Genomic DNA, 21,736 nt, shown 5'->3' with positions numbered 1-21,736 from the left:
GATGATCAGCTATGCATCGGCCGCGGAAGACAAGGAAGCCCGCCGCGAGGTCATCCTCGAGGCGGCCCTCGCGCTCTTTCTCGAGGACACCCGACGTCTGCCCACCGTGGCCGCTGTCGCGTCCCGCTCGAAACTCGCGAAGGGCACGATCTACATCTACTTCGACAGCAAGGAGCAGATCTTCGCGTCGCTCCTGATCCGCGAGCTGCGGGCGTTCATCGCCTTTGTCACGCGGTACTTCGAAAATGCCCGCGGCGACGGCCCCGAGATCGTCGCGGAATTCGTGGCGCAATACGTCTCCTACGTCCGCGATCATCCGTCGCTGATGTGGCTCGACTCCATGGGCTACGCGATGCTCGAGCCCAATCTCACCGATGCTCAGGCGCTTGATCTGAATCTTCAATTTGCAGAGGCGCTCGAGGATGCCGGCCGCGCCATGGACGCCGTACTTGGACTGCCGCAGGGCGAAGGCGTCGAACTTCTGATCCGCAGCTTCGCGCTGACTCGCGGCCTTTGGCAGTTGGTTGATATCCCGCAGTCCGTGCGGACCAATCCGAGCTTTGCCTCCCACCCGTTCGCACGCATGGATTTCGGTCGCGACCTGGCGCGGGCGCTTACGCAGTACTGGCGCGGCGCTTGGGAGATGTCGCCGCGGCCCGATGCCCCAGACGCGGGCGGCAGCTAGGCAATCACGCCACTGAGGGGCGGCCGGCACCGGAGCGTGTCCAAGAGGCGCGGTCCGGACGGCACCCCTTTGTTTCGCGCCGGAACGCGCACCCCTCATTCTCATCTCAATCAAGGGAGAACTGCCTGTGACCGAGGTCGCAAATCGCCCCCGTCCACCCGTCCTTCTCCGGGGTTTCGGGCTTCTTCTCGCCGTGGTCGGACTTATCCTCGCCACCGCGGGGTCTACCTGATCAGCTTGGGAGGGTCGTGGTAATACGCCATCGCCGGCCTGCTCATGCTGGTCTCCGCCGTGCTCACCTTCCGCGGCCGCACCGCCGGTCTCACGCTCTACCTCGGGGTCTTCGCGGGCACGCTGCTGTGGGCGCTCCGGGAAACCGGCCTGCACTTCTGGCCGTTGGTCCCGCGCCTCGTTGCGCCGGTCTTCCTGGCCGGGGTGGCGCTGCTGCTGCTGCCCGCCGCCCGCTGCGTCGAGGGCAAGCCTGCCTGCACGCGCGGCGCGCGACTTGGCGGCGCCGGGATGCTGGCGGTCTTCGCCGCCTTCTTTGCGCTGATGTTCGTGCCGCATGACGTGATCCGCAACAAGGTGACCCTCGAGCCCGGCGAGATCTCGGCGACCACTGAGGCCTCCGGCCAGAACTGGTCCGCCTGGGGCAAAACCGGCGAGGGTCTGCGCTACTCGACCGCCGAGCAGATCACCCCCGAGAACGTCGGCGAGCTCGAGATCGCCTGGACCGCCCGCACCGGCTTCATCGCCGACCAGTCGGAAAGCAAGCAGGACCAGAACACCCCGCTTTATGTCGATGGCACGCTCTTCCAGTGCGCTGCCGGATCGCAGGTGACCGCGCTCGATGGCACCACGGGCGAGATCAAGTGGCAGTTCGATCCCGAGGGCCAGTCGCCCTTCTGGAAGCGCTGCCGGACCGTGGCCTACCACGCCTCGACCCCCGGCGACGCCTGCGGTCCGCGCATCGTGATGAGCACCACCGACATGCGGCTCATCTCGCTCAAGGCCTCGGACGGCTCGCTCTGCGAAACCTTTGGCGACGGCGGCACGGTGGATCTTGCGGAGGGCATCGGCCAGATCTCCGTGCTCGACCGCCGCGACGGCACGCCGATCAATCCCGTCGAGGAACGCCCCGTACCACAGGCCGCGACCGAGGTTGCCGGCGAGTACTACGCCAAGACGCAGCCCTATTCGCCGCAGATGGCCGTCATCGGGGGAGAGCTCGCTCAGCGAGAAACGGATGTGGGGCGCGACGCCGATCGACCAGATGCTTTGCCGGATCCTCTTCAAGCAGGCGAATTACGAGGGCGACTTCACCCCGCAGACCACCGAGAAGACCATCGTCTACCCGGGCAACAACGGCGGGATGAACTGGGGCAGAGTTTCCTATGACCAGGGGCGCAACCTCATGGTCGTCGCCGACATGCGCATGCCGGTGATCACCCAGCTCACCGAGCGCGAGCAGTTCCGCAAGGAACATCCGGACTTCCTCGGCGACGCCCATGGGGTGATCTCGGCGCAGTTCGGTCTGCCCTATGCGCATTCGATCGTGAACTTCATGTCGCCGGCGGGCGTGCCCTGCCTCGAGCCGCCGTGGGGCACAGTCTCGGCCGTCGATCTCGCGTCGGGCGAACTGGTCTGGCAGCAGCCCGCTGGCACTGGCAAGGACGCGAACATCGAGGGCCTCGGCCTGCAGAACCCGCTGCCCTTCTACCTCGGGATGCCCGCCTTGGGCGGCGCGATCACCACAAAGTCGGGCCTGTCGTTCCACTCCGGCACCCAGGACTACTACCTGCGTGCCTATGACACCGAGACCGGCGAGGTTCTCTGGAAGGGCCGCCTGCCGTCGGGCTCGCAGTCCACGCCGATGACCTACGTGGGCAAGGACGGGCGGCAGTACATCGTGCTGACCGCCGGGGTGCGCGCTACAATCCGAACGACTGGGCGGATTACGTGATCGCCTTCGCCCTGCCGAAGTGACCCAGTGCCCCCGCGCCCGACTGGCGCGGGGGGGGCTCATTTGGTGAGCGAGGGCCCGCGCGGGGGGGATGCCGCGTGTCGTCTTCCAGCGCGTTCCTGTGCCGGCGAAGGTCAACGTTGCCACCGGCTCAACAGCTCTCGGCACACAGCCCACGCCCGTCATCAGGAAGGGCGCGGGCCTGCGTGCACTACGCCTCCACGCCCATCGGCAGGTGGCGGCGGCGGTCGCCGGTCGCGGCGAAGAGCCCGTTCGCGATGGCCGGTGAGACCGGCGGAACCCCCGGCTCGCCCACGCCCGTTGCGTGCACCGAGAAGGGGTGCGGCACGATGTGGGTGACCACGGTCGGGAAGTTGTCCGAGCGGACGACGTCGTAGTCGTAGTAGTTCGACTGCATCACCGCGCCACCCTCGAAGGTGATCCCCGAATGCAGCGCCACGGTCATGCCCATGACCGCCGCGCCCTGCATCTGGCTCTGGATGCGCTCTGGGTTCGCGGCAAAACCGCAATCGATGGCCATGTGCATCTCGGGCACGGTGATCCGCCCGTCCGCGACCTTCACCCGCGCCGCGCAGGCGACGTAGGAAACAAAGCTGCGGTGCACCGCAAGGCCAATGCCCTCGCCCTCGGGCAGCTCCTTTCCGTAGCCGATGCCATCGGCGGCGATGTTGAGCACATCGGCAAGCCGCCCGGTCTCGATCGGGAACTCTGCAATGGGCTCACCGTAGTTCCAGAAGTCCTCGGGCAGGCCTGCCGCCTTGAGGTCGAGGCTGCGCGGAGCGCCGATCAGCTCGAGCCACATCTGCCGCTGGTCCTTGCCGAGCTCATGCGCCAGCTCGCCCACGCAGGAGCCGATGGCCCAGGCGTGCGGGATGTTCGACACCGAGCGGAACCAGCCGATGCGGGTGTGCGCCAGCGCCTTGCCGTGCTCGCAGCGGATGTTCGGAAGATCGAAGGGCAGGTCGGTCATTCCCATCGCCAGCTCGAGCGGCAACACGTTGCCCTCGTCGGGGGCAAAGGTCGACAGGATCGAGGGCGCCACCGAGCGGTGCCGCCAGCCTGTGACCGCGCCGCTCTCGTCGAGCGCGACGTCGATGCGCTCTGCCGAGGTCGTGTGGTAGAAGGAATGCTTCACGTCGTCCTCGCGCGTCCATTGCACGCGCACAGGGGCGCCAACCTTCTTCGAGAGCAACGCCGCCTCGGCGACGTAATCGGCCTTGGACTTCCGGCCGAATCCGCCGCCGAGCAGCGTAACGTTCACACGGACCATTTCCGGGTCGAGCCCGACCGCCTTTGCGGCATCTTTCCGGGTGGTGTAGGGGCTCTGCACCGGCGCCCATATCTCCAGGCCCTCGGCGGTATAGCTGGCGATGGCCGCCGGTGGCTCCATCGGGATATGCGCGACATGGTCCTGCGTGTAGGTCGCGGTGAAGGTCTTCACGGCGCCGGCAAGCGCTGCTTCGACGTCGCCCTGGTCGCGGGCCACGGTGCCAGGATGCTCGGAGGTCGCGATCATCTCGGCCATGTAGGGCTCGGAGCTGTACCCGCCGTTCGGCCCGGCGTCCCATTCGATCTTCAGCTGGTCGCGCCCCTGCGTTGCCGCCCAGGTGTTGCGGGCCACTACGGCGATCCCGCCGAGCGGCGCGAACTGGGTCGGCATCGAGGCATAGGGCAGCTCGTGCACGCTCTCGACACCGGGCACTTTCAGCGCCTCGGTGGCGTCATAGGAGAGCGCCTTGCCCCCGACCACCGGCGGGCGGGCGATCACCGCGTATTTCATCCCGGGCAGGATTACGTCGGCGCCGTAGACTGCGCTGCCGGTGGTGATGTCGTGCAGGTCGGTGATCTGCACCTCACCCTTGCCGATGTAGCGGAACTGGTCCTCGGTCTTGTAGGCGACCTCCTCATGCGCGGGCACGGGTTGGGCCATCGCCGCGGCGGCAAGATCGCCGAAGCCGAGGCTCTGGCCCGAGGGGCCCTTCACCTCGTGCATCTCGACGATGACCTGCGCCGGATCGACGCCCCATTCTTCGGCCCCGGCGCGGGCGAGCATGGTGCGCACCGCGCCGCCGATCTTCCGCGCCATCTGGATGTGGTGGCGCATCGAGCGCGAGCCGTCGGTGTCCTGGTTGCCGTATTTCGGCTCGTCGCCAGGTGCCTGGATGATCTTCACGCGGGTCCAGTCGGCCTCCATCTCGTCGGCCATGACCATGGGGATGGACGTCCGGCTGCCGGTGCCCATCTCGGAGCGATGCGCGACCAGTGTGACGGTGCCATCCGGGTCGATCGACACGAAGATCAGCGGGTCCTCGACGAGTCCGTGCTCCATGCCCAAGCCGCCGGTGGCATAGGCGTCGAAGGCGCGGGCGGGCATCGCGTAGGCGGCCAGCGCGAAGGCACCCGCGGTGCCGAGAAAGCTTCGGCGGGTGACCTTGGTGAGCCGCACCGTTGCGATGCCGGTCTCGAGAAGCGGTTCAAGATAGTTCAGCATGGCTCAGATCCCCGTGCTGGCGTGGCGGACGGCCTCGACGATGCGCTGGTAGCAGCCGCAGCGGCAGACGTTGCCGGACATGGCCGCGAGGATCTCGGCGTCGGTCGGCTTCGGGGTCTCGCCGAGAAAGGCTGCCGCCTGCATGATCTGGCCGGGCTGGCAGAAGCCGCATTGCGGCACGTTGAGATCGCGCCAGGCAACCTGGACGGGGTGGTTGCCCTCGGGGTCGAGCCCCTCGATCGTGGTCACCGCCTTGCCCTCGACCGAGCGCAGGCTGGTCTGGCAGGCGCGCACCGCCTTGCCCTCGACGTGCACGGTGCAGGCCCCGCAGAGCCCGGCGCCGCAGCCGTATTTCGTGCCGGTAAGCCCGGCGATGTCCCGGATGGCCCAGAGCAGCGGCATGGTGGGGTCTTCGTCGAAAACCTGCTCGACGCCGTTCAGCGTAATCGTGGTCATTTCTTCCTCCCGCGGTGCAACCCTTGGCGGCCGGAATGAAACGGGCGATCGAAGAAAAGGGAGACGCTCAGTTCAGAATCGCCGCCTGGTTGAGCAATGCTAGCACAGAACGCCCACCCTCTCAGCAACGCTGAGTTAGTTGCCTGACGGACAACGCCGGATTGCCCGGCGCGCCCGTCTCGGTGCCTTCAGCCGGTGTAGTCTGCGTCGGACACTTTCTCCAGCCATGTGACCGCGGTGCCGTCGACGCTTTCCTGTATCGCGATATGCGACATGGCGGTCTCCGGCGAGGCGCCGTGCCAGTGCTTTTCCTCGGCGGGAAAGAAGACGACGTCACCCGCCGTGACCTCCTTGATCGGGCCGCCCTCGCGCTGCACCAGGCCGCGGCCAAAGGTGATGATGATCGTCTGCCCGGCCGGGTGTGTATGCCAGGCGGTGCGGGCGCCGGGCTCGAAGGTGACATGGGCGCCGCCGGTGCGGCCGGGCGCCTCGGCCTGGAACATCGGGTCGATCCGCACGGTTCCGGTGAAATAGGCCTCCGGACCGGGGGCCGAGGGCGTGCTGCCGGCTCGGATGATTTTCATGGGGTCTCTCCTTGGTGAGGCGGCGGGCCGGGGCCGCGCCGCAAGATTTCGGATCGGGGGGCTCGAAGCCTCGCCGCGCAACGGGCATCGCCGGGACCACACTGGGCCAGCCGGTGCAGAAGGCAAGGTGGGACGGCATCGCGCCCGCCTCGGCCTGCGCCGGTTCTTTGGCCATCTCGCGGTTCGGCTGAAAGCTCATCTGCCCGGGCCAGCCGCCATCGGAGGCCGCTCCGGGATCCTACACGAGGTGGCCATCGAAGAACGCCTGCAACTTGTCGAACGGAATGATGTCCTTCTGGTCATAGAGGTCGCAGTGATCCGCGCCGTCGATAATCATCAGCTCCTTGGGCTCGCGCGCCGCGGCGAAGGCATCTTCGCTGAAGTAGCGCGAATGCGCCTCGGAGCCGGCGATGATCAGCGCCGGGCGGGGCGAGATCTCGTGGATGTAGGTGAGCTGCGGCATGTTCATGAAGGACATGGCCGAGGTGATGTTCCAGCCGCCGTTCGAGTTCAGCGAGCGCGGGTGATAGCCGCGGGCCGTCTTGTAATAGGCGTGATACATGGCGATCACCGGGTTATCGATGCCATCCAGCGTGTCGGGCAGACCGCCTGCCAGCTTCGGGGCCTCCTCGGACGCGGCGTCGTCCCAGCGCTGCAGGCTCATCGCGGTCAGCGCCTCGGCGCGCTGTTCGTCGGTCATCGAGTCGAAATAGCCGCGCGCGGTCACCCGGCTCATGTCGTACATCGAGGACACCGCCACGGCCCTGACCCGCTTGTCCGGGGCCGCCGCGTTCAGTGCCATGCCGCCGAAACCGCAGATGCCGATCAGGCCGATGCGGCCCCGATCCACCGCGTCCTGCAGGCCGAGGAAATCGACCGCAGCCATGAAGTCCTCGGTGTTGATGTCGGGCGAGGCGACGTAGCGCGGCATGCCGCCGCTCTCGCCGATGTAGGAGGGGTCGAAGGCCAACGCCGCATAGCCGCGCTCGGCCATCTCCTGCGCGTAGAGGCCGGCGGCCTGTTCCTTGACGGCGCCGAAGGGGCCGGCGACGGCGAGGGCAGGAAGTGGGGCGTCGCCGCGATCTTTCGGAAGGTAGAGATCGCCCACCAGCGCGATGCCGTAGCGGTTGGTGAAGCTGACTTTGCGGTGGTCGACGCGGTCGCTTTGCGGAAAGGTTTTGTCCCAATCGGTGGTGGCCTGCGCCAGCGCGGCCTTGGCGCTCAGCGCACCCGTGCCAAGCGCGGCGGCGCCCATCCCGGCGGCCAGCAGCAGCTCGCGGCGGGCGGGGTTCTGGGGGTCGGTTGTGGGGATCGGGGTGGTCATGTCGGGAACTCCGGGTCAGATGTGTCGTCTGCCTCTCAATCTGGAGCCGCCGGCAGGGGCGGATAAGGCCGTCTTGCCTTATCGTCGCCATGAGCTGGATTCATGTTTGGGCAGCGCTTTTCCTTTGCACCGCGTCGTCCGATGCCCCAGAAAATCGCGAGTTACAGGAGGAGCGCGCCATGGACCGCGAATTGCTCGGGGATCTTTCGACCTTGCTCGCCGTCAGCGAAGAGGGCAACTTCACCCGCGCCGGGCATCGCCTCGGCGTGTCCCAATCCGCCGTGAGCCACACGATCCGGCGGCTCGAGGACAAGATCGGGGTGCGGCTGCTGAATCGCAATGCGCGCAGGGTGACCCCCACCGATGCGGGCGAACAGCTGCTTGCGGCGCTGCGCCCCAGCTTCCAGCAACTCGGCAATCGGATCGAGGAGATCCGTACATTGGGGGAACGCCCCTCGGGGCTGGTGCGGGTGACCTCCAGCGTGCCGGCGACGCGCGACATCCTCTGGCCGGTCGCCTCGCAGCTGGTGCGCGACTATCCGGATGTGCGGATCGAGATCAGCAGCGAGGGGCGGCTCTCCGACCTGGCCGAGGACCGCTTCGACTGCGCAATCCGGCTCGGTGAACACCTGAGCCCGGACATGATCGCGGTCCCTGTCGGGCCGCAGATGGAGATGGCCGCGGTCGCCAGCGCGGACTACCTCGCCCGGCGCGGCACGCCAAGGCACCCCGACGATCTCGATGCCCATGACTGCATCCTGATGCGGCACCGCTCCGACGGGCCGGTCTATGACTGGGAATTCGAGATCGAGGGCGCCGATGTGGTCAAGAAGCTGACCGGTCCGTTCATCCTGAACGACCCGGGTCTCGTCATCGAGGCGGTGCGGGCGGGGCACGGGATTGGCTACCTGCCGCTGCCCGAGGTCCGCGCCGACCTCGAAAGCGGCCGACTGCGGCGGGTGCTTTCCGAGTTCTGCCCACCCTTCGACGGCTATCACCTCTGCTACATGGGGCGGCGAAACCTCAGCTCGGCGCTGCGGCTGCTCATCGACCGTTTGCGTGGAAGAAAACGATGAGTTGTGTTCATGCGAGCGCAGGGCCTCCCTGTCCTTGAGGATGCGGCCCGCTCGATCGGCGTTGCGCAAGTCGAGCCTCGTCTTCTCGCGGTCGCCTTGCCGCCCGAAAAAGCGACTCTTTCAGTAAGAAATTATTGTTGATTCATTTAGTCGAATACCTTAGGCCGCCCGCGAGTTCGACCTGCGCACAGGATAGTTCGATGATGCACCGCCTTGCCGGCCCTGCGGCCCTTATCTTCACCCTTCATGCCGGTGCCGCGCTGGCCGACCCGGTGACCTTCACCGACATTGCGGGGCGCGAGGTCACCGTCGAGGCACCCGTCGAGCGGATCATCCTCGGCGAGGGGCGGCAGGTCTACCTGCTCGGCATTCTCGACCGCGAGGACCCCTTCGAGCGGGTTGTCGGCTGGCGTCAGGATCTGCTGGAGGCGGACCCCGACAGCTACCAAATCTACGCCGAAAAATTCCCGCAGCTTAAGGAGCTGCCCACCTTCGGCGGCTTCAAGGACGGCACGTTCGACGTCGAGCAGGCCGCGGCGCTGAAGCCGCAACTGGTGCTGATGAACCTCGAGTCCAAGGCGGCGACCGAGGACGCGGGCTATGACGAGAAGCTGGCCAAGCTGGGCATCTCGGTCGCCTACGTCGACTTCCGCGAAGACCCGATGGCGCATAGCGTCGAGTCCATGCGCATCATGGGCAAGGTCACCGGCAAGGAAGCGCAGGCCCAAGAGTACATCGACTATGTCGAGGCGCAGATGGCACGGGTGACCGATGTTCTGGACGGGGCCGAATTCGACCGCCCCAAGGTCTTCGTCGACCGCGCCGGGGGATATTCTGATGATTGCTGCATGACCTTCGGCCCCGGCAACTTTGGCGAATACGTCGAAATCGCGGGCGGCACCAATATCGCGGGTGACATCCTGCCCTCGACATTCGGCACGCTGAACCCCGAGCAGATCATCGCCGCCAACCCCGAGCAGGTGATCGTCACCGGCGGCCAGTGGGATGCCTACGTGCCGGGTGGCAACTGGGTCGGCATGGGGCCGGGATCGGACATGGACCGCGCGCGCGACAAGCTCGAGGCGCTGACCCAGCGCACCGCGATGACCGGCATCACGGCGGTCGAGACCGGCGAATTCCACGCCATCTGGCACCAGTTCTACGACAACCCCTACTATTTCGTGGCGGTGCAGAAGATTGCGACCTGGCTGCATCCCGAGCTTTTCGCAGACCTCGATCCCGAGGCGACGCTGAAGGAGCTGCATGAACGGTTCCTGCCGGTCGACTACAAACCCGGCTACTGGGTGTCGCTGAGCGATGAGTGAGATCGGGTCCGCAACCGGATCGAAGACAGGGCGCGATTTCTATCGCGCCCTCGTACTTCGCAGGCAGCTGATCCTGCTGGCGCTTGGCCTTGCCCTCGTGCTGGCCTTCTGCGCAGACCTCGCGCTTGGCCCGGCGCGCTATTCGCTGGCCGAGGTGGCGCGCACGCTGGTCAGCCCCGGCGCGGTGGACGAGCGGATGCGGGTGATCGTCTGGGACATCCGCATGCCCGTGGCGCTGATGGCGCTGGTGGTCGGCGCGAGCCTGTCGATCGCCGGCACGCAGATGCAGAGCATTCTCAACAACCCGCTCGCCAGCCCCTTCACGCTGGGCATCTCGGCCGGGGCGGGCTTCGGCGCCGCACTGGCGCTGGCCTTCGGCGTGGCGCTGTTTCCCTTCGCGGTGGACTACATCATCCCGGTCAACGCTTTCCTCATGGCCATGCTGACCGCGCTGGCGATTTATGCGCTCAGCCTGCGGCGCGGGGTGACCAGCGAGACGATCATCCTGCTCGGCATCGCACTGGTCTTCATCTTCAACGCGCTGATGTCGCTGATCCAGTTCTTCGCCAGCCAGCAGGCGGTGGCGGCGGTGGTGTTCTGGACAATGGGCAGCCTCACCAAGGCCACCTGGCCGAAGCTCGCCATCGCCTCCGCTGCGCTGGCGCTCTCGCTGCCACTCCTGGCGCGGCGGGGCTGGGCGCTGACCGCCATGCGGCTCGGCGACGCAAAGGCCGAGAGCATGGGCGTGCGCCCGGGCCGGGTGCGGCTCGAGGTGCTGATGATCGTCAGCCTGCTGGCGGCGATCTCGGTCTCCTTCGTCGGCACCATCGGCTTCATCGGGCTGGTCGGCCCGCATATCGCGCGGATGCTGGTGGGCGAGGACCAGCGCTTCCTGCTGCCCGGCGCGGCGCTCTCGGGAGCGCTGATCCTGTCGGTGGGCTCGGTGCTGTCGAAAATGGCGATCCCCGGCACGGTGATCCCCATCGGCATCGTCACGGCGATCGTCGGCATTCCCTTCTTCCTCTATCTCATTCTCAGTAGGAGGGGTGGCGCATGGTAAGCCTCGAGCTGCGGAATCTGGCGGCCAGCTACGGCGGGCGCGAGGTGCTCTCGGGCATCACCACGCCGAAGCTGACCGGCGGGCAGGTGGTGTCGCTTCTGGGGCCGAACGGGGCAGGCAAGTCGACGCTCTTCCGCCGCATCTTCGGCATCCTGAAGGGTGCGGGCGAGGTCCGCATCGAGGGTGGCTCGTCGCCCCGTCCTATCGCCTACATGCCGCAGGATGACGGCATGCGTCCTGCGCTTTCGGTTTACGAGGCGGTGCTGCTGGCCCGGATGCAGGGGCGGCGGCTGCAGGTTTCGGCCGAGGATCATGCCGAGGTCGACCGGGTGATCGCCCTGCTTGACATGGGGCGGCTGCGCGGCCGTCCGGTGGGTGACCTGAGCGGCGGCCAGCGGCAGATCGTTGGCGTCGCGCAGGCTCTCGTGCAGCGCCCGCAGATCGTGCTGATGGACGAGCCGACCTCGGCGCTGGACCTCTCGCGGCAGATCGGGCTGCAGACGCTGATGCGCAGCCTTGCGCGCGAGCAGGGGCTGTTGGTGGTGATTGCGCAGCACGATCTTGGACACGCGCTGCGCTTCACCGATGTTAGTCTGGTGATCGCGGAAGGCGGCCTGGCGGCCTGCGGGCCGACCGACGAGGTGATCACGCCCGCGCTGCTGCGCGACATCTTCGAGGTGGAGGCCCGGGTCGAGCGCTGCTCGAAGGGCATCCCGCAGCTGATGGTGGATCACCGGCTGGGGGACCTGGGCGCGGAAGCACGGCACTAGGCGGGGGGCTGCCCCGACCGGCTCTGCCGAGGCCTCTCGGCAGGCCGCTCCGGCGGAGGTTGGCCTGCGGTCATGCGGCCCCCGAACTCTGCACTTGCAAAAATGCGGCTCCTTCCGTGAAATCACTGCGCCGTCGACGCGCAGACGGTGGTCGCGCGCGGGAGGGAGGGAAGGCCATGGCAGACGAATCCCCGATGCCCTCGGAGAGCGTGACCCTGCCGCCGGACCTGCGGGCGCTTGCCCAGAGCGGCTGCGGCGTGGCGGTGGCGAGCTGCGGTCCGGGTGGGACGCCGCTGCTCGGGCTCGGCGCGGGCTGCCGCATCGGCGTTGGGGGCAGGGTGCGCGTCTTGCTGCCCCGCGCTCCGAACCTCGCGCTCCTGACTGCGCTTGAGGGTGGCGCGCCGGTCGCGGTGACCTTCACCGCCACCCGCGACCACTGCTCCTTCCAGATCAAGGCGCGAAGAGCCCGGCTCTGCCCCGCCTGTTCCGACGACCTGCCCGAGATCGACCGGCAGATGGCACTCTTTCAGGACGGGCTGGTGGAGATCGGCTATTCGCGGCTGCAGGCCACGGGATATTGTGCGCATCAGAGGGCCGATCTCATGGCGCTCGAGCTCATCCCGGAGCGGGTCTTCACCCAGACGCCGGGGCCCGGCGCGGGAACGGAGCTCGGGGCGTGACGGGCCTCTGCCTCGACGGGCTGCGCCCCGCGCTCGAGGGTGTAATCGCCTCGGTCCTCGCGACCTGCGACGCGACGGGCACGCCAAACGTGTCGATGATCAGCCAGGTCCATTACGCCGGGCCGGAGAGGGTCGCGCTCTCTTACCAGTTCTTCAATAAGACCCGCCGCAACATCATGGAGACCCGCCGCGCGACGGTGCTGGTGACCGACCCCGAGACGCTGGCGCACTACCGGCTGACCCTGTGCTACGAGGACACCCACACCGAGGGGCCGCTTTTCGAGAGCATGAAGGCCAAGCTCGCGGGGATTGCCTCGCACCACGGGGTCGAGGACGTGTTCCGCCTGCTCGGCTCGGATGTCTTCCGGGTCGAGGACATCGAGCCGATGTCCGGCCCGGTCACCGCACCGCCGCCCAACCGCCCGTCGCTGCTGGCCGCGACCCGGCGGGTCTGCGCGGGGCTGGCGGGCGCCGAGGATCTCGACGGGCTGTTCGATGCGCTGACCGGGGGGCTTGGCGCGCATCTCGGCATCCGCTGGTCGATGGTGCTGATCGCAGAGCCGGCGACCGGGCGGCTCTATACCGTCGCGACGCAGGGCTACCCGGTGACCGGGGTCGGGGCCGAGGTCGCCCCGGGCGAGGGGGTGATCGGCGTTGCCGCCCGCGAGAACGCCCCGATCCGCATCGGTCACATGACGCGCGATTATCGCTATGGAGCCGCGATGAGCGACGGTGCCCGGCGCAGCGGCCTTTTCTGCGACGTGCCGCGGCTCATTCCCTTTCCGGGGCTGGCCGCGCCGCGCAGCCAGATCGCCCTGCCGATCTCGGAATGTGGCGAGGCGGTGGGCGTGCTCTTTGCCGAATCCGACGAGATCAACCGCTTCGGCTACGAGGAGGAGGATGCTCTTGCGCTGGTCGCGGCGCATCTTGGCGCGCGCATGGCCCTGCTGCGGCAGGAGGGGGCGGAGGCGCCTGACCCGCCGCGTGCCCAGCTGCCCGCCGCGCAGGGGCAGGTCACGGTGCGCTATTTCAACGCCGACCAGAGCGTCTTTCTCGACGGAGATTACCTGATCAAGGGCGTGGCCGGGGCGATCCTCTGGCGGCTCCTGCGCGAGCATGACGCGCGCGGGCGCACAGAGTTCACCACTCGTGAACTGCGTCTCGATCCGGGCCTGCGTCTGCCCGCGCAGGCCGAGAACCTCGATGCGCGGCTGATCCTGTTGCGCAAGCGGCTCGACGAACGCTGCGCCTGCCTGAAAATCGAGAAGGCGGGACGCGGACGGTTCCGGCTCTTGCCCGGCTGCCGGCTGATCCTCGAGGAGCCAGACGCGGTTTCGGCCCCGCATTAGCACTCTTTTAGCATCCGTGAGCATTCCGCGAGGGATCACTTAGCATGCCGGTGCGGCGTGGCGGGCGTATCAGTCTGGGCACGGACGGATCGGCACCCCCAGCTGCGGAGTTCCCGGCCCGCCCGGTTTGAAACGTCACCGATGCGAGCGCGCCGGGCTTTGGTCCGGGCCGCTCCTAGAGACTGAAAAGATTTGGAAAAATGACCTATGATATTCTCAAGGCCCGCCTGCGCGGGACCGTGATCACCGTCTTCGACCCGGATCATGCCGCGGCCTGCGACGCGCTCATCTGGAACGGGCGCAAGCCGGTCCGGCAGGCCGAGGTGATCGTCCGGGCGGCGGATGCCCGCGACGTGCAGGAGGCCGTCCGATATGCTGCCGAGCACGGCATGACTGTCTCGGCACGCGGCGGCGGGCACCAGTTCACCGGCATCGCCGCCCGCGCGGAGATGGTGATCGACCTCGGCGCGCTCGACGGGCTGCGCATCGACGTTGCGGGCCGCTGCGCCGTTGTCGGCCCGGCGGTGACCAACCACCGTCTCGCCGCGGCGCTCGAGCGCCATGACCTCGGCTTCCCGGTCGGCCATTGCGGCGAGGTGACGGTCAGCGGCTACCTTCTTGGCGGTGGCATCGGTTGGAACTCGGGCAGCTGGGGGATCGCCTGCCACTCGGTCCTCTCGGTGGACGTGGTGATGGCCGACGGTGCTCTGCTCACCGCCAGCGCCGAAGAGAACCCCGATGTCTTCTGGGCGGTGCGCGGCGCGGGTCCGTCCTTCTTCGGCATCGTCACCGCCTATACGCTGCGGCTCCACGAGGCCCCGCGCGCGCCGACCTCCTGCGTGCGGCTCCATTCCGCGGCGCAGGTCGGGGCGGTGGCCGACTGGGCGGAGCGGGCGGTTGGCCGCGCCCCGGCGACGCTGGAGTTCACCGCCAAGATCGGAGCAGACCCGCAGGGGCCGGTGATCGCCGTGGTCGCCAATGTCTTCGCGGCGAGCGAGGCGGAGGCGCGGGCGGTGTTCGACGATCTATTCCGCGACGCGCCCGAAGCCCTCGAGGTCGTCGGGCCGATGCCGACGCCCATCGTGACACTCTACCAGATGACCGCCGAATCCACGCCGACGGGCGCGCGCTACGCCGTCGACTGCCTCTGGTCCGACGGCAGCTTCGGCGAGGCCCTCGACAAGGCGGTGACGGCCATGGCGGCGGCACCTTCGGCGCAGAGCTTCGCCCTTGTCGCGCTGCGCTCCAACGCGCTGCCGATCTCCGAGGACACGGCCTTCTCGCGGGCCGGGCGGGTCTTCACCACCTTCTACGGGATCTGGACCGACGAGGAGGAGGATGCGGTGAACCGCGACTGGCTGCATGTCTCGGTTCAGGGCTGCAGCGCCTTCGCGACCGGACGCTATGTCGGCGAAGCCGAGCTGGACCAGGGAGGGCGCGCGCTGCCGACGCTCTCCGAGGCGGCCCGGCATCGGATCGAGGCGCTTCAGCGGCGCTACGACCCCACTGGGCTCTTCCGCATCGTTCGTGCCGTCGCAGATCTTTCCGTGGCGTGATGGCGTCTACGGGCCTTCGGACCCGGAGGTTCTCGAGGCAGCGGGCCCTGCTTTCATGATATTCGAGAGCCCCGGCGCTGCCGGGGCTCTTGCTTTACGGACGGGAAGATCACCTGCGGCACCGACGTTCTGCCACCAACGCGAGGGCATTTCGGTGATCCGCCTTGACCGAGGTCAACGGGGACGCTGCGCGCGCGTGGTCTCATGTGGGGTTCCCGAGACGGAGAGCGCCCTGGGATCGAAGCACGTCAGGCAGACCAAGGGAGGACCGGGTTATGGCGACGCAACTGAAGGTCGTATCGGTGGAACGGGTTTCAGTGGGCAGCGACGGCGAGCAGGGCGAGGGTGCGAGCATACGCGGGGCCTTCAGCGCGGATGGCGCGACGCTGCTGATGCAGACTGGCGCCCGCTTCGTTCCCGAAGACCTGAATTCCTACGGCGACATCTACCTCAAGGACATGGCGAGTGGCGCGGTCGAGCGGCTCACGCTCGATCCGGGCATCGCGGACCCCGAGTCGGGAGGCTACGAGCCCGCGATCTCCGCCGACGGCACCCGCGTGGCCTATACGTCGACCTTCGCTGTCACGATCGGCGGAATTGCAAGTCTGCAGGAGACGGTGGTCTTCAAGGATCTGGTCACCGGTGAGGACAAGGTGATCTCTGCAAGCGCCGAGGGGGAGCCGGGGAATGACTCCAGCTTCTATGCGCATTTCTCGCCGGACGGAAAGCAGATCGCCTTTACCAGCTACGCGACAAACCTCGTACCGGGGCTGACCATGGTGGGCGACGCGGTCTTCCTCAAGGACATCGCCAGCGGCGATATCCGCATGCTGTCGAGCAACTCTGCGGGCGAGGCGGCGAACAACTACAGCGTCGGCGTCGGCTTCACACCGGACGGATCGCGCTTCGCCTTCTCGAGCCTCGCGGACAACCTGATCGAAGATGACGGGAACGGCGTGCGCGACATCTTCACCAAGGACCTGACGACCGGCGAGGTGCTGCGCCTTTCGGTCGGGGCGGATGGGGCGGAGGGCAATGGCGACAGCTCGGAAGGCAGCTTTTCCCCCGACGGCAGCAAGCTGCTGTTCGCCAGTCGCGCGACGAATTTTGTCACCGGCGATGGCAACGGGTCGCAGGACCTCTTCATCAAGGACCTCGTGAGCGGAGAAATCACGCTGGTCTCCACCGACAGCCTCGGCAACCAGTGGGTGGCGGACAGCTATGGCGGGGTGTTCTCTCCGGACGGCACCAAGATCGCCTTCTACAGCGATACTGCCGGCCTCGCCGTGCGCGATGACAACGGCGCGCAGGATGTCTTCGTGAAGGATCGCGTCTCGGGCGCGCTCACCGTGCTGTCGGCCAATATCACGGGCGAAATCGGCGACGCGCAGAGTTTCTGGCCGCAGTTCTTGCCCGATGGGTCGGGCGTGCTGTTCACCAGCTACGCGACGAACCTCGTCCCGGAGGACACCAACGGCGAGCGCGATCTTTTCATCGCCCGCTTCGAGGAGAAGCAGCTTGGCGCGCCGGTGCAATGGACCGAGGCCGAAGGCGGCAATGGCCATTGGTACGAATTTGTCGAGGACCCGTTGACTTGGGTGGAGGCTCGGGCTGACGCCGAGAGCCGCGATCACCTTGGTTCGCCGGGCTACCTGGCCACGATCACCTCGGAGGAGGAGAACGCCTTCGTGCTGTCGATGACACCGCCGAACGTCTGGGCTGGCGGGTCCGATGCGGCGAGCGAGGGGGTCTGGAGCTGGGCCGGCGGTCCTGAGGCGGGGCAGGTGTTCTGGAACGGCACCGTCGGGGCAATCGGTTACGCCGATTGGGGCGGGGAGGAGCCGAACGACGCGGGCGGCGAGGACTACCTGCTGGCCCATGCGCTCTATCCGACCGGCACCTGGGCCGACGCCGGGGTGCCGCCGAACCCCAACTCCCGCTTCGGCTATGTGGTCGAGTACAGCGCGTCGGGCCCCAGCTTTGCCGAGATCGTGCCCGGCCGGACCGAGGCCGAGGCGCTCGGCATCGAAAGCGGCTTCACGCCGTGGTGCAATGTATGGGCCTCGGATGGGTCTTTTCTGCAGGCCACCGGCACCGGCGAGGCCAGGGCCACCGGCATGTTTTCCGGGGCCGCGGGCACCTATAGCTTGACGATCGGCTATTTCGACGAGAGCGACGGCGCGAGCTGGCTGCGGGTCGAGCTGAACGGCGAGACACTTGACGAATGGGTCTGGGATGCGGATCCCGCGGGCCGGATCGTGACCGGGAACGCGCTGATGCACCATGTGCTGTCCGCGGTCGATCTGGCCCCGGGGGACGTGCTTAGCCTCGCCGGGACGGCAGACGGCGGCGAGCCTCTCCGCGTCGATTTCCTCGATATCCGCGAGGCGCCGCCCGAAGGCGCCCCCTTGCGCGTCGAGGCAGAGACCCTCGAGATCTTGAGGGGCTTCGAGGTGGTCACGAACCCCTGGGCCTCGGGTGGGGCCTACCTGCAGGCCGGCAGTTCCGACACCCAGCGTGCGGCCTTTTATTTCACCGGCACCGATGGACGCTACGATCTGACCGTCGGCTATTTCGACGAGACCGATGGCGTGAGTCGGATGCGTGTCCTCGTCAACGGAGTTCAGGTTGACGACTGGCGCTGGAACGGGACCTTCGGCGACGCCATCGTCACCGGGGCCGGCGCGGCGGAACAGGTGATCGAGGGGCTTGATCTCTCCGCCGGCGACAGGATCGAGCTGGTTGGCAGGTCCAACGGCGGCGAGCCGCTCCGGACCGACTTTCTGGAGTTCACCCCCTCTGCGCCCGCCTCGGGGCCGAGCCCGGACCTGTGGTTCCTGCGGGGTGACGAGGTGATGCTCGCGCTCAACGATGGCACCGGAAGGTTCACCGTGCAGCCAACCGGGATCCTTCGCGGCGACGGCACGCTGCTCACAGCCGATCTCGACGGCGACGGGGACAACGACTTCCTGCACCTTCTGGTCGCGCCGCCCTATCTTCCGCCGGACACCGGCGTGGACGACTTCGAGTTCGATCTGGTCACCAGCATCTACGAGAACGACGCAACCGGGCATTTCGGCGCCCCGCATGTGTCGACGGCGCCGGTAATCATGAATGTCTCGCCTGTCTACATCAGCGGCATGGCATCGCTCTACGAGCTGCTCAACCCGGTCGACCTGGACGATGTAGACGGCGATGGGGACATCGATTTCATCGCGAACAGCATCGCGGCCATGCAGGTCATGATCTTCGAAAACGATGGCGCGGGGACCTTCGCCTTACAGGCGGCGACGCCCTACGACCTTGGAGAGCAGCGGAGCGATGCCATGTTCGCCGACCTCGATGGCAACGCCGCTCTGGACGCGGCGATCTTCACCGGAAGCGACTGGTACCGGCTCAACGCCTTTGTCAACGACGGGTCCGGCGGTCTGCAGGTGGCCGGCTTTGGTGCCTCGGGGGAGGGCGGCATCGGAGATGGCCAGCTGCACGATCTCGACGGCGATGGCGACAATGACATCATCTACATCGTGACCGGCGAGAACCGGGCGATCGTCACCTACATGAACGACGGGGCAGGAGGGCATCAAACGGGGCTGGAACCCTCCTTCCGGGGCGACTCCGACGGGCTCATCGGCACGATCGAAGCCGGACAGTTCGATGATGATCCAGCCATCGAAGTCGTCAGTGCGGGGATCGTGGGGGATGACGCCGCGCGTGCGCCGGGCCTTCGGGTGTTCGAGATCGTGGAGGTCGTAGGTGGCACCGAATTTGCGCTCTCCTCTTACGATCCGTCGATCTCGGGCAATGTCCAGGCGCAGGCGGACTATGACCTTGATGGGGATCTCGACCTGCTCCTCTGGGAGGACGGCGGCCTCGCTCTTCTGCGCAATGACGGGAATGCGGTGTTCAGCAATGCCGCCGTGGCGCTGACGGGGGAGGTGACCTTTGTCAGCAATGGCGATGAGGTGGGCTTTTTCGACGATGCGCTTGGTGCCTAGGTGGCCGATTAAAGGGGCGATGAACCCGTCGGGCGCTGGTGTCCAAGGCTTGCCCCGCATCCTCGCAGAGTGGGGGACGCCGCGTCTCGGCGATGGAAAGGCACGCGTCAACATCTGAGCAGCAACTGGCTGCGCCCGGGAATGCAATCGACCGATCGTGGGGGGGCTGCGATAGCATGCAGACCACATAAGTGGCTGTCATCACTGTCTTCTTGGGAAGAAGTGGTGCCCGGGGGCGGAATCGAACCACCGACACGAGGATTTTCAATCCACTGCTCTACCCCTGAGCTACCCGGGCACGGGAGAAGGCATCGCCTTCGGGTGAGGGGGGATTTAGCCGAGGCATTGGGGAGTGTCCAGAGGGTTTTGCGGAAAAAATTCGCATGCCCTCGCGTCGCCCTAGATCGCACTTTCTTCGCCTCGCGCGGCGGGGTACCAAATGCGCCATGCCACGCAAGATGACACAGCTTTCCGACTTCCTCCGCCACGGTTGCGACACGGTCATCGACGTGCGCAGCCCGGCCGAATTTGCCGAGGATCACGTCCCCGGCGCGATCAACCTGCCGGTTCTCGACAACGAGGAGCGGGCGCGGGTCGGCACGATCTACAAGCAGCAGTCGCCCTTCCTTGCGCGCAAGCTCGGGGCGGCGCTGGTGTTCCGCAACGCCGCCGCCCATATCGAGGGGCCGCTGGCACACCACGAGGGGGGCTGGAAGCCGATGGTCTACTGCTGGCGCGGCGGGCAGCGCTCGGGCTCCTTTGCCTGGATGCTGCAGCAGATTGGCTGGCGCGCCGAGGCGGTAGAGGGCGGCTATCGCACCTACCGGCGGCTGGTGACCGCGGCGCTCTATGATGCGGAGCTGCCCTTCAAGCTGATCCAGCTCGGCGGACACACCGGCACGGCCAAGACTGCGCTGCTGCCTAAGCTCGCGGCGCGCGGCGTGCAGGTGATCGACCTCGAAGGGCTGGCGCGGCACCGCGGCTCGCTGCTCGGCGACATGCCCGGCGGCCAGCCGAGCCAGAAGTGGTTCGAGACAGAGCTGGTGCAGGCGCTCGACGCGCTCGATCCGGCGCGCCCGGTTCTGGTCGAGGCCGAGAGCAGCAAGATCGGCCAGCTGCTTATTCCGCCCGCGATCTGGGAGGCCATGAAATTTGCCCGATGGGTCGAGGTCGCGGCACCGCTCGAGGCGCGCGCAGGCTACCTGAACGCCGCCTATGACGACATCCTTTCGGACGGGCCGGCGCTGAAGGACAAGCTCTCGCCGCTGCGCTATCACCGCGGTCACGAGCTGGTCGACCGGTGGGAGGCGATGATCGATGCGGGCGAACGGCTTGCTCTTTGCGCTTCACTTGCGGCGGATCACTACGATCCGGCCTATGACAAGTCGATGCGGGCGATGGCGCCGCAGGTGATCGAGCGCTTCGAGACCCCGGCGCTGGACGATGCGGCGCTCGAGGCGCTGGCCGACCGCATGGCGGAGCGGCTTCAGACCATGTCGATCTGACCGCGGCGGTCGGTGATCTCGCCGATTTCCACCGCCGGGAAGCCCGCCGCGCGCAGCTGCGCCAGCGTTCTGCTCACATCGCCGGGCACCGCCGCCAGCAGGCCGCCTGCGGTCTGCGGGTCGAACATGAGATCCTCCTTCGGGCCCACCGGCTGGAACGGCAGGGCGGCGCGGTTCTTGGGGTAGAGCGTCGACGCATGGCCTGCCGCCGAGAGCGCCTCGGCTCCGGGCAGCAGCGGGACCTTTCCCACTTCGAGGCGGGCGCCGACCCCCGAGGCAGTGCAGATGTTCAGCAGGTGCCCGGCGAGGCCGAAGCCGGTGACGTCGGTCATCGCATGGGCATGGCTCAGAAGGCGCGCGGCAGCACCCTGCGGCGTGGTCATGTGGGCGAGCACCTGCGCCACCCAGTCTCCCCGCGCGGCGCCGGCCATCTCGGCGGCCATGATCACGCCGGTGCCGATCGGCTTGGTGAGGATCAGCCGGTCGCCGGGGCGGGCGCCGCCGAGCGTGATCGGCGCGCGCTCGCAGAGACCGGTGATCGTCAGTCCGATGCTCAGCTCGTCGCCCATGGCGGAATGGCCGCCGACCAGCTCGGCACCCTCGGCGCGGAGGATCCCGGTAATCGCGCCGAGGCATTCGGTCAGCGTGCGCTCGGCCAGCGGCTCGGACATGCGCGGCAGGGTGAGGCTTGCGACCGCCGCCTGAGGCGCGGCACCCATCGCCCAGACGTCGCCGAGCGCGTGGATGCAGGTGATGCGCGCCATGACCTCGGGGTCTTCCACGAAGGCGCGCAGGTGATCGACGGTCATCACCTGCCGCGCGCCGCCGGTGAGCAGCAGCGCCGCATCGTCGCCGGGCAGGGCGGTGACGTCGGGGCGCACCGGCGCGGGCAG

At 67.5% G+C, this 21,736-nt stretch carries 17 protein-coding genes and 1 tRNA gene; 12 read left to right on the top strand and 6 right to left on the bottom strand.

The features are described from left to right. The first annotated feature begins 1 nt into the window (after nt 1). The 3 genes from CLG85_RS16750 (at nt 2) to CLG85_RS16740 (ending at nt 2,648) form a co-directional block, all read left to right on the top strand. Nucleotides 2–685 (top strand): TetR/AcrR family transcriptional regulator, encoded by a 684-nt coding sequence (locus CLG85_RS16750; RefSeq protein WP_176476580.1) that lies wholly within the window; start codon nt 2–4, stop codon nt 683–685. Nucleotides 686–961: 276 nt separating this feature from the next. Further along, nucleotides 962–2,083, top strand: coding sequence for an outer membrane protein assembly factor BamB family protein (locus CLG85_RS16745; RefSeq protein WP_095882128.1), 1,122 nt, complete (start codon nt 962–964; stop codon nt 2,081–2,083). Further along, nucleotides 1,971–2,648, top strand: a complete 678-nt coding sequence (locus CLG85_RS16740; protein ID WP_446323475.1) for an outer membrane protein assembly factor BamB family protein — start codon at nt 1,971–1,973, stop codon at nt 2,646–2,648. Before CLG85_RS16745 ends, CLG85_RS16740 begins: the two co-directional genes overlap by 113 nt. 211 nt (nt 2,649–2,859) lie before the next feature. Here CLG85_RS16740 and CLG85_RS16735 read toward each other — a convergent pair whose 3' ends face one another. The 4 genes from CLG85_RS16735 to CLG85_RS16720 form a co-directional block, all read right to left on the bottom strand. Then, nucleotides 2,860–5,160 carry a xanthine dehydrogenase family protein molybdopterin-binding subunit gene (locus CLG85_RS16735; protein ID WP_095882130.1) on the bottom strand — a complete coding sequence of 767 codons (2,301 nt, stop codon included), beginning with the start codon at nt 5,158–5,160 and terminating at the stop codon, nt 2,860–2,862. A gap of 3 nt (nt 5,161–5,163) precedes the next feature. After that, nucleotides 5,164–5,616 (bottom strand): (2Fe-2S)-binding protein, encoded by a 453-nt coding sequence (locus CLG85_RS16730; RefSeq protein ID WP_095882131.1) that lies wholly within the window; start codon nt 5,614–5,616, stop codon nt 5,164–5,166. 188 nt (nt 5,617–5,804) lie between these two features. Further along, entirely contained in the window at nt 5,805–6,200 is a 396-nt protein-coding gene (locus tag CLG85_RS16725) for a (R)-mandelonitrile lyase (RefSeq protein WP_095882132.1), read from the bottom strand. Nucleotides 6,201–6,438: 238 nt separating this feature from the next. Continuing rightward, entirely contained in the window at nt 6,439–7,524 is a 1,086-nt protein-coding gene (locus CLG85_RS16720) for an alpha/beta hydrolase (protein ID WP_260349649.1), read from the bottom strand. A gap of 179 nt (nt 7,525–7,703) precedes the next feature. Between CLG85_RS16720 and CLG85_RS16715 the strand changes: the two genes are divergently transcribed. From CLG85_RS16715 to CLG85_RS16680, 8 genes are all read left to right on the top strand, one after another. Beyond that, nucleotides 7,704–8,600 (top strand): LysR family transcriptional regulator, encoded by an 897-nt coding sequence (locus CLG85_RS16715; RefSeq protein ID WP_095882134.1) that lies wholly within the window; start codon nt 7,704–7,706, stop codon nt 8,598–8,600. Between the two features lie 200 nt (nt 8,601–8,800). Next, nucleotides 8,801–9,925, top strand: coding sequence for an ABC transporter substrate-binding protein (locus CLG85_RS16710; protein WP_095882135.1), 1,125 nt, complete (start codon nt 8,801–8,803; stop codon nt 9,923–9,925). Beyond that, nucleotides 9,918–10,985: a FecCD family ABC transporter permease gene (locus CLG85_RS16705; protein ID WP_095882136.1), complete on the top strand. Its 1,068-nt coding sequence runs from the start codon at nt 9,918–9,920 to the stop codon at nt 10,983–10,985. Before CLG85_RS16710 ends, CLG85_RS16705 begins: the two co-directional genes overlap by 8 nt. Then, nucleotides 10,979–11,755, top strand: coding sequence for an ABC transporter ATP-binding protein (locus CLG85_RS16700; protein WP_224844910.1), 777 nt, complete (start codon nt 10,979–10,981; stop codon nt 11,753–11,755). The genes CLG85_RS16705 and CLG85_RS16700 overlap by 7 nt, the downstream gene beginning before the upstream one ends. A 176-nt stretch (nt 11,756–11,931) precedes the next feature. Next, nucleotides 11,932–12,435 (top strand): hypothetical protein, encoded by a 504-nt coding sequence (locus CLG85_RS16695; RefSeq protein WP_260349646.1) that lies wholly within the window; start codon nt 11,932–11,934, stop codon nt 12,433–12,435. Next, entirely contained in the window at nt 12,432–13,784 is a 1,353-nt protein-coding gene (locus CLG85_RS16690; RefSeq protein ID WP_260349644.1) for a GAF domain-containing protein, read from the top strand. Before CLG85_RS16695 ends, CLG85_RS16690 begins: the two co-directional genes overlap by 4 nt. Before the next feature lie 200 nt (nt 13,785–13,984). Next, nucleotides 13,985–15,340: an FAD-binding oxidoreductase gene (locus CLG85_RS16685; protein WP_260349643.1), complete on the top strand. Its 1,356-nt coding sequence runs from the start codon at nt 13,985–13,987 to the stop codon at nt 15,338–15,340. 275 nt (nt 15,341–15,615) lie between these two features. Beyond that, entirely contained in the window at nt 15,616–19,338 is a 3,723-nt protein-coding gene (locus CLG85_RS16680; RefSeq protein ID WP_095881114.1) for an FG-GAP-like repeat-containing protein, read from the top strand. Between the two features lie 223 nt (nt 19,339–19,561). Here CLG85_RS16680 and CLG85_RS16675 read toward each other — a convergent pair. Next, nucleotides 19,562–19,636 (bottom strand) — tRNA-Phe (locus CLG85_RS16675). A gap of 148 nt (nt 19,637–19,784) precedes the next feature. Between CLG85_RS16675 and mnmH the strand changes: the two genes are divergently transcribed. Beyond that, nucleotides 19,785–20,843, top strand: a complete 1,059-nt coding sequence (gene mnmH, locus CLG85_RS16670) for a tRNA 2-selenouridine(34) synthase MnmH (RefSeq protein WP_095881115.1) — start codon at nt 19,785–19,787, stop codon at nt 20,841–20,843. Here the strand turns inward: mnmH and selD are convergent. After that, nucleotides 20,825–21,736, bottom strand: a 912-nt coding sequence (gene selD / locus CLG85_RS16665; protein WP_260349641.1) for a selenide, water dikinase SelD, incomplete at its 5' end; no start/stop codon positions are given. The two genes, mnmH and selD, sit on opposite strands and share 19 nt — an antisense overlap.

The organism is Alloyangia mangrovi (assembly GCF_002300555.2).
Classification (GTDB): domain Bacteria; phylum Pseudomonadota; class Alphaproteobacteria; order Rhodobacterales; family Rhodobacteraceae; genus Salipiger; species Salipiger mangrovi.
Note: the sequence above shows the minus strand (reverse complement) of the source record. Positions and strands in the feature narration are given on the sequence as shown.

Bases quoted from the DNA above. Each gene is read 5' to 3' on its own strand.
- CLG85_RS16735 (WP_095882130.1), bottom strand. From the start codon at position 5,160: ATGCTGAACTATCTTGAACCGCTTCTCGAGACCGGCATCGCAACGGTG.
- CLG85_RS16715 (WP_095882134.1), top strand. From the start codon at position 7,704: ATGGACCGCGAATTGCTCGGGGATCTTTCGACCTTGCTCGCCGTCAGC.
- CLG85_RS16720 (WP_260349649.1), bottom strand. From the start codon at position 7,524: ATGACCACCCCGATCCCCACAACCGACCCCCAGAACCCCGCCCGCCGC.
- CLG85_RS16730 (WP_095882131.1), bottom strand. From the start codon at position 5,616: ATGACCACGATTACGCTGAACGGCGTCGAGCAGGTTTTCGACGAAGAC.
- CLG85_RS16745 (WP_095882128.1), top strand. From the start codon at position 962: ATGCTGGTCTCCGCCGTGCTCACCTTCCGCGGCCGCACCGCCGGTCTC.
- CLG85_RS16700 (WP_224844910.1), top strand. From the start codon at position 10,979: ATGGTAAGCCTCGAGCTGCGGAATCTGGCGGCCAGCTACGGCGGGCGC.
- CLG85_RS16705 (WP_095882136.1), top strand. From the start codon at position 9,918: ATGAGTGAGATCGGGTCCGCAACCGGATCGAAGACAGGGCGCGATTTC.
- CLG85_RS16725 (WP_095882132.1), bottom strand. From the start codon at position 6,200: ATGAAAATCATCCGAGCCGGCAGCACGCCCTCGGCCCCCGGTCCGGAG.
- CLG85_RS16695 (WP_260349646.1), top strand. From the start codon at position 11,932: ATGGCAGACGAATCCCCGATGCCCTCGGAGAGCGTGACCCTGCCGCCG.
- mnmH (WP_095881115.1), top strand. From the start codon at position 19,785: ATGCCACGCAAGATGACACAGCTTTCCGACTTCCTCCGCCACGGTTGC.
- CLG85_RS16685 (WP_260349643.1), top strand. From the start codon at position 13,985: ATGACCTATGATATTCTCAAGGCCCGCCTGCGCGGGACCGTGATCACC.
- CLG85_RS16750 (WP_176476580.1), top strand. From the start codon at position 2: ATGATCAGCTATGCATCGGCCGCGGAAGACAAGGAAGCCCGCCGCGAG.
- CLG85_RS16710 (WP_095882135.1), top strand. From the start codon at position 8,801: ATGATGCACCGCCTTGCCGGCCCTGCGGCCCTTATCTTCACCCTTCAT.
- CLG85_RS16680 (WP_095881114.1), top strand. From the start codon at position 15,616: ATGGCGACGCAACTGAAGGTCGTATCGGTGGAACGGGTTTCAGTGGGC.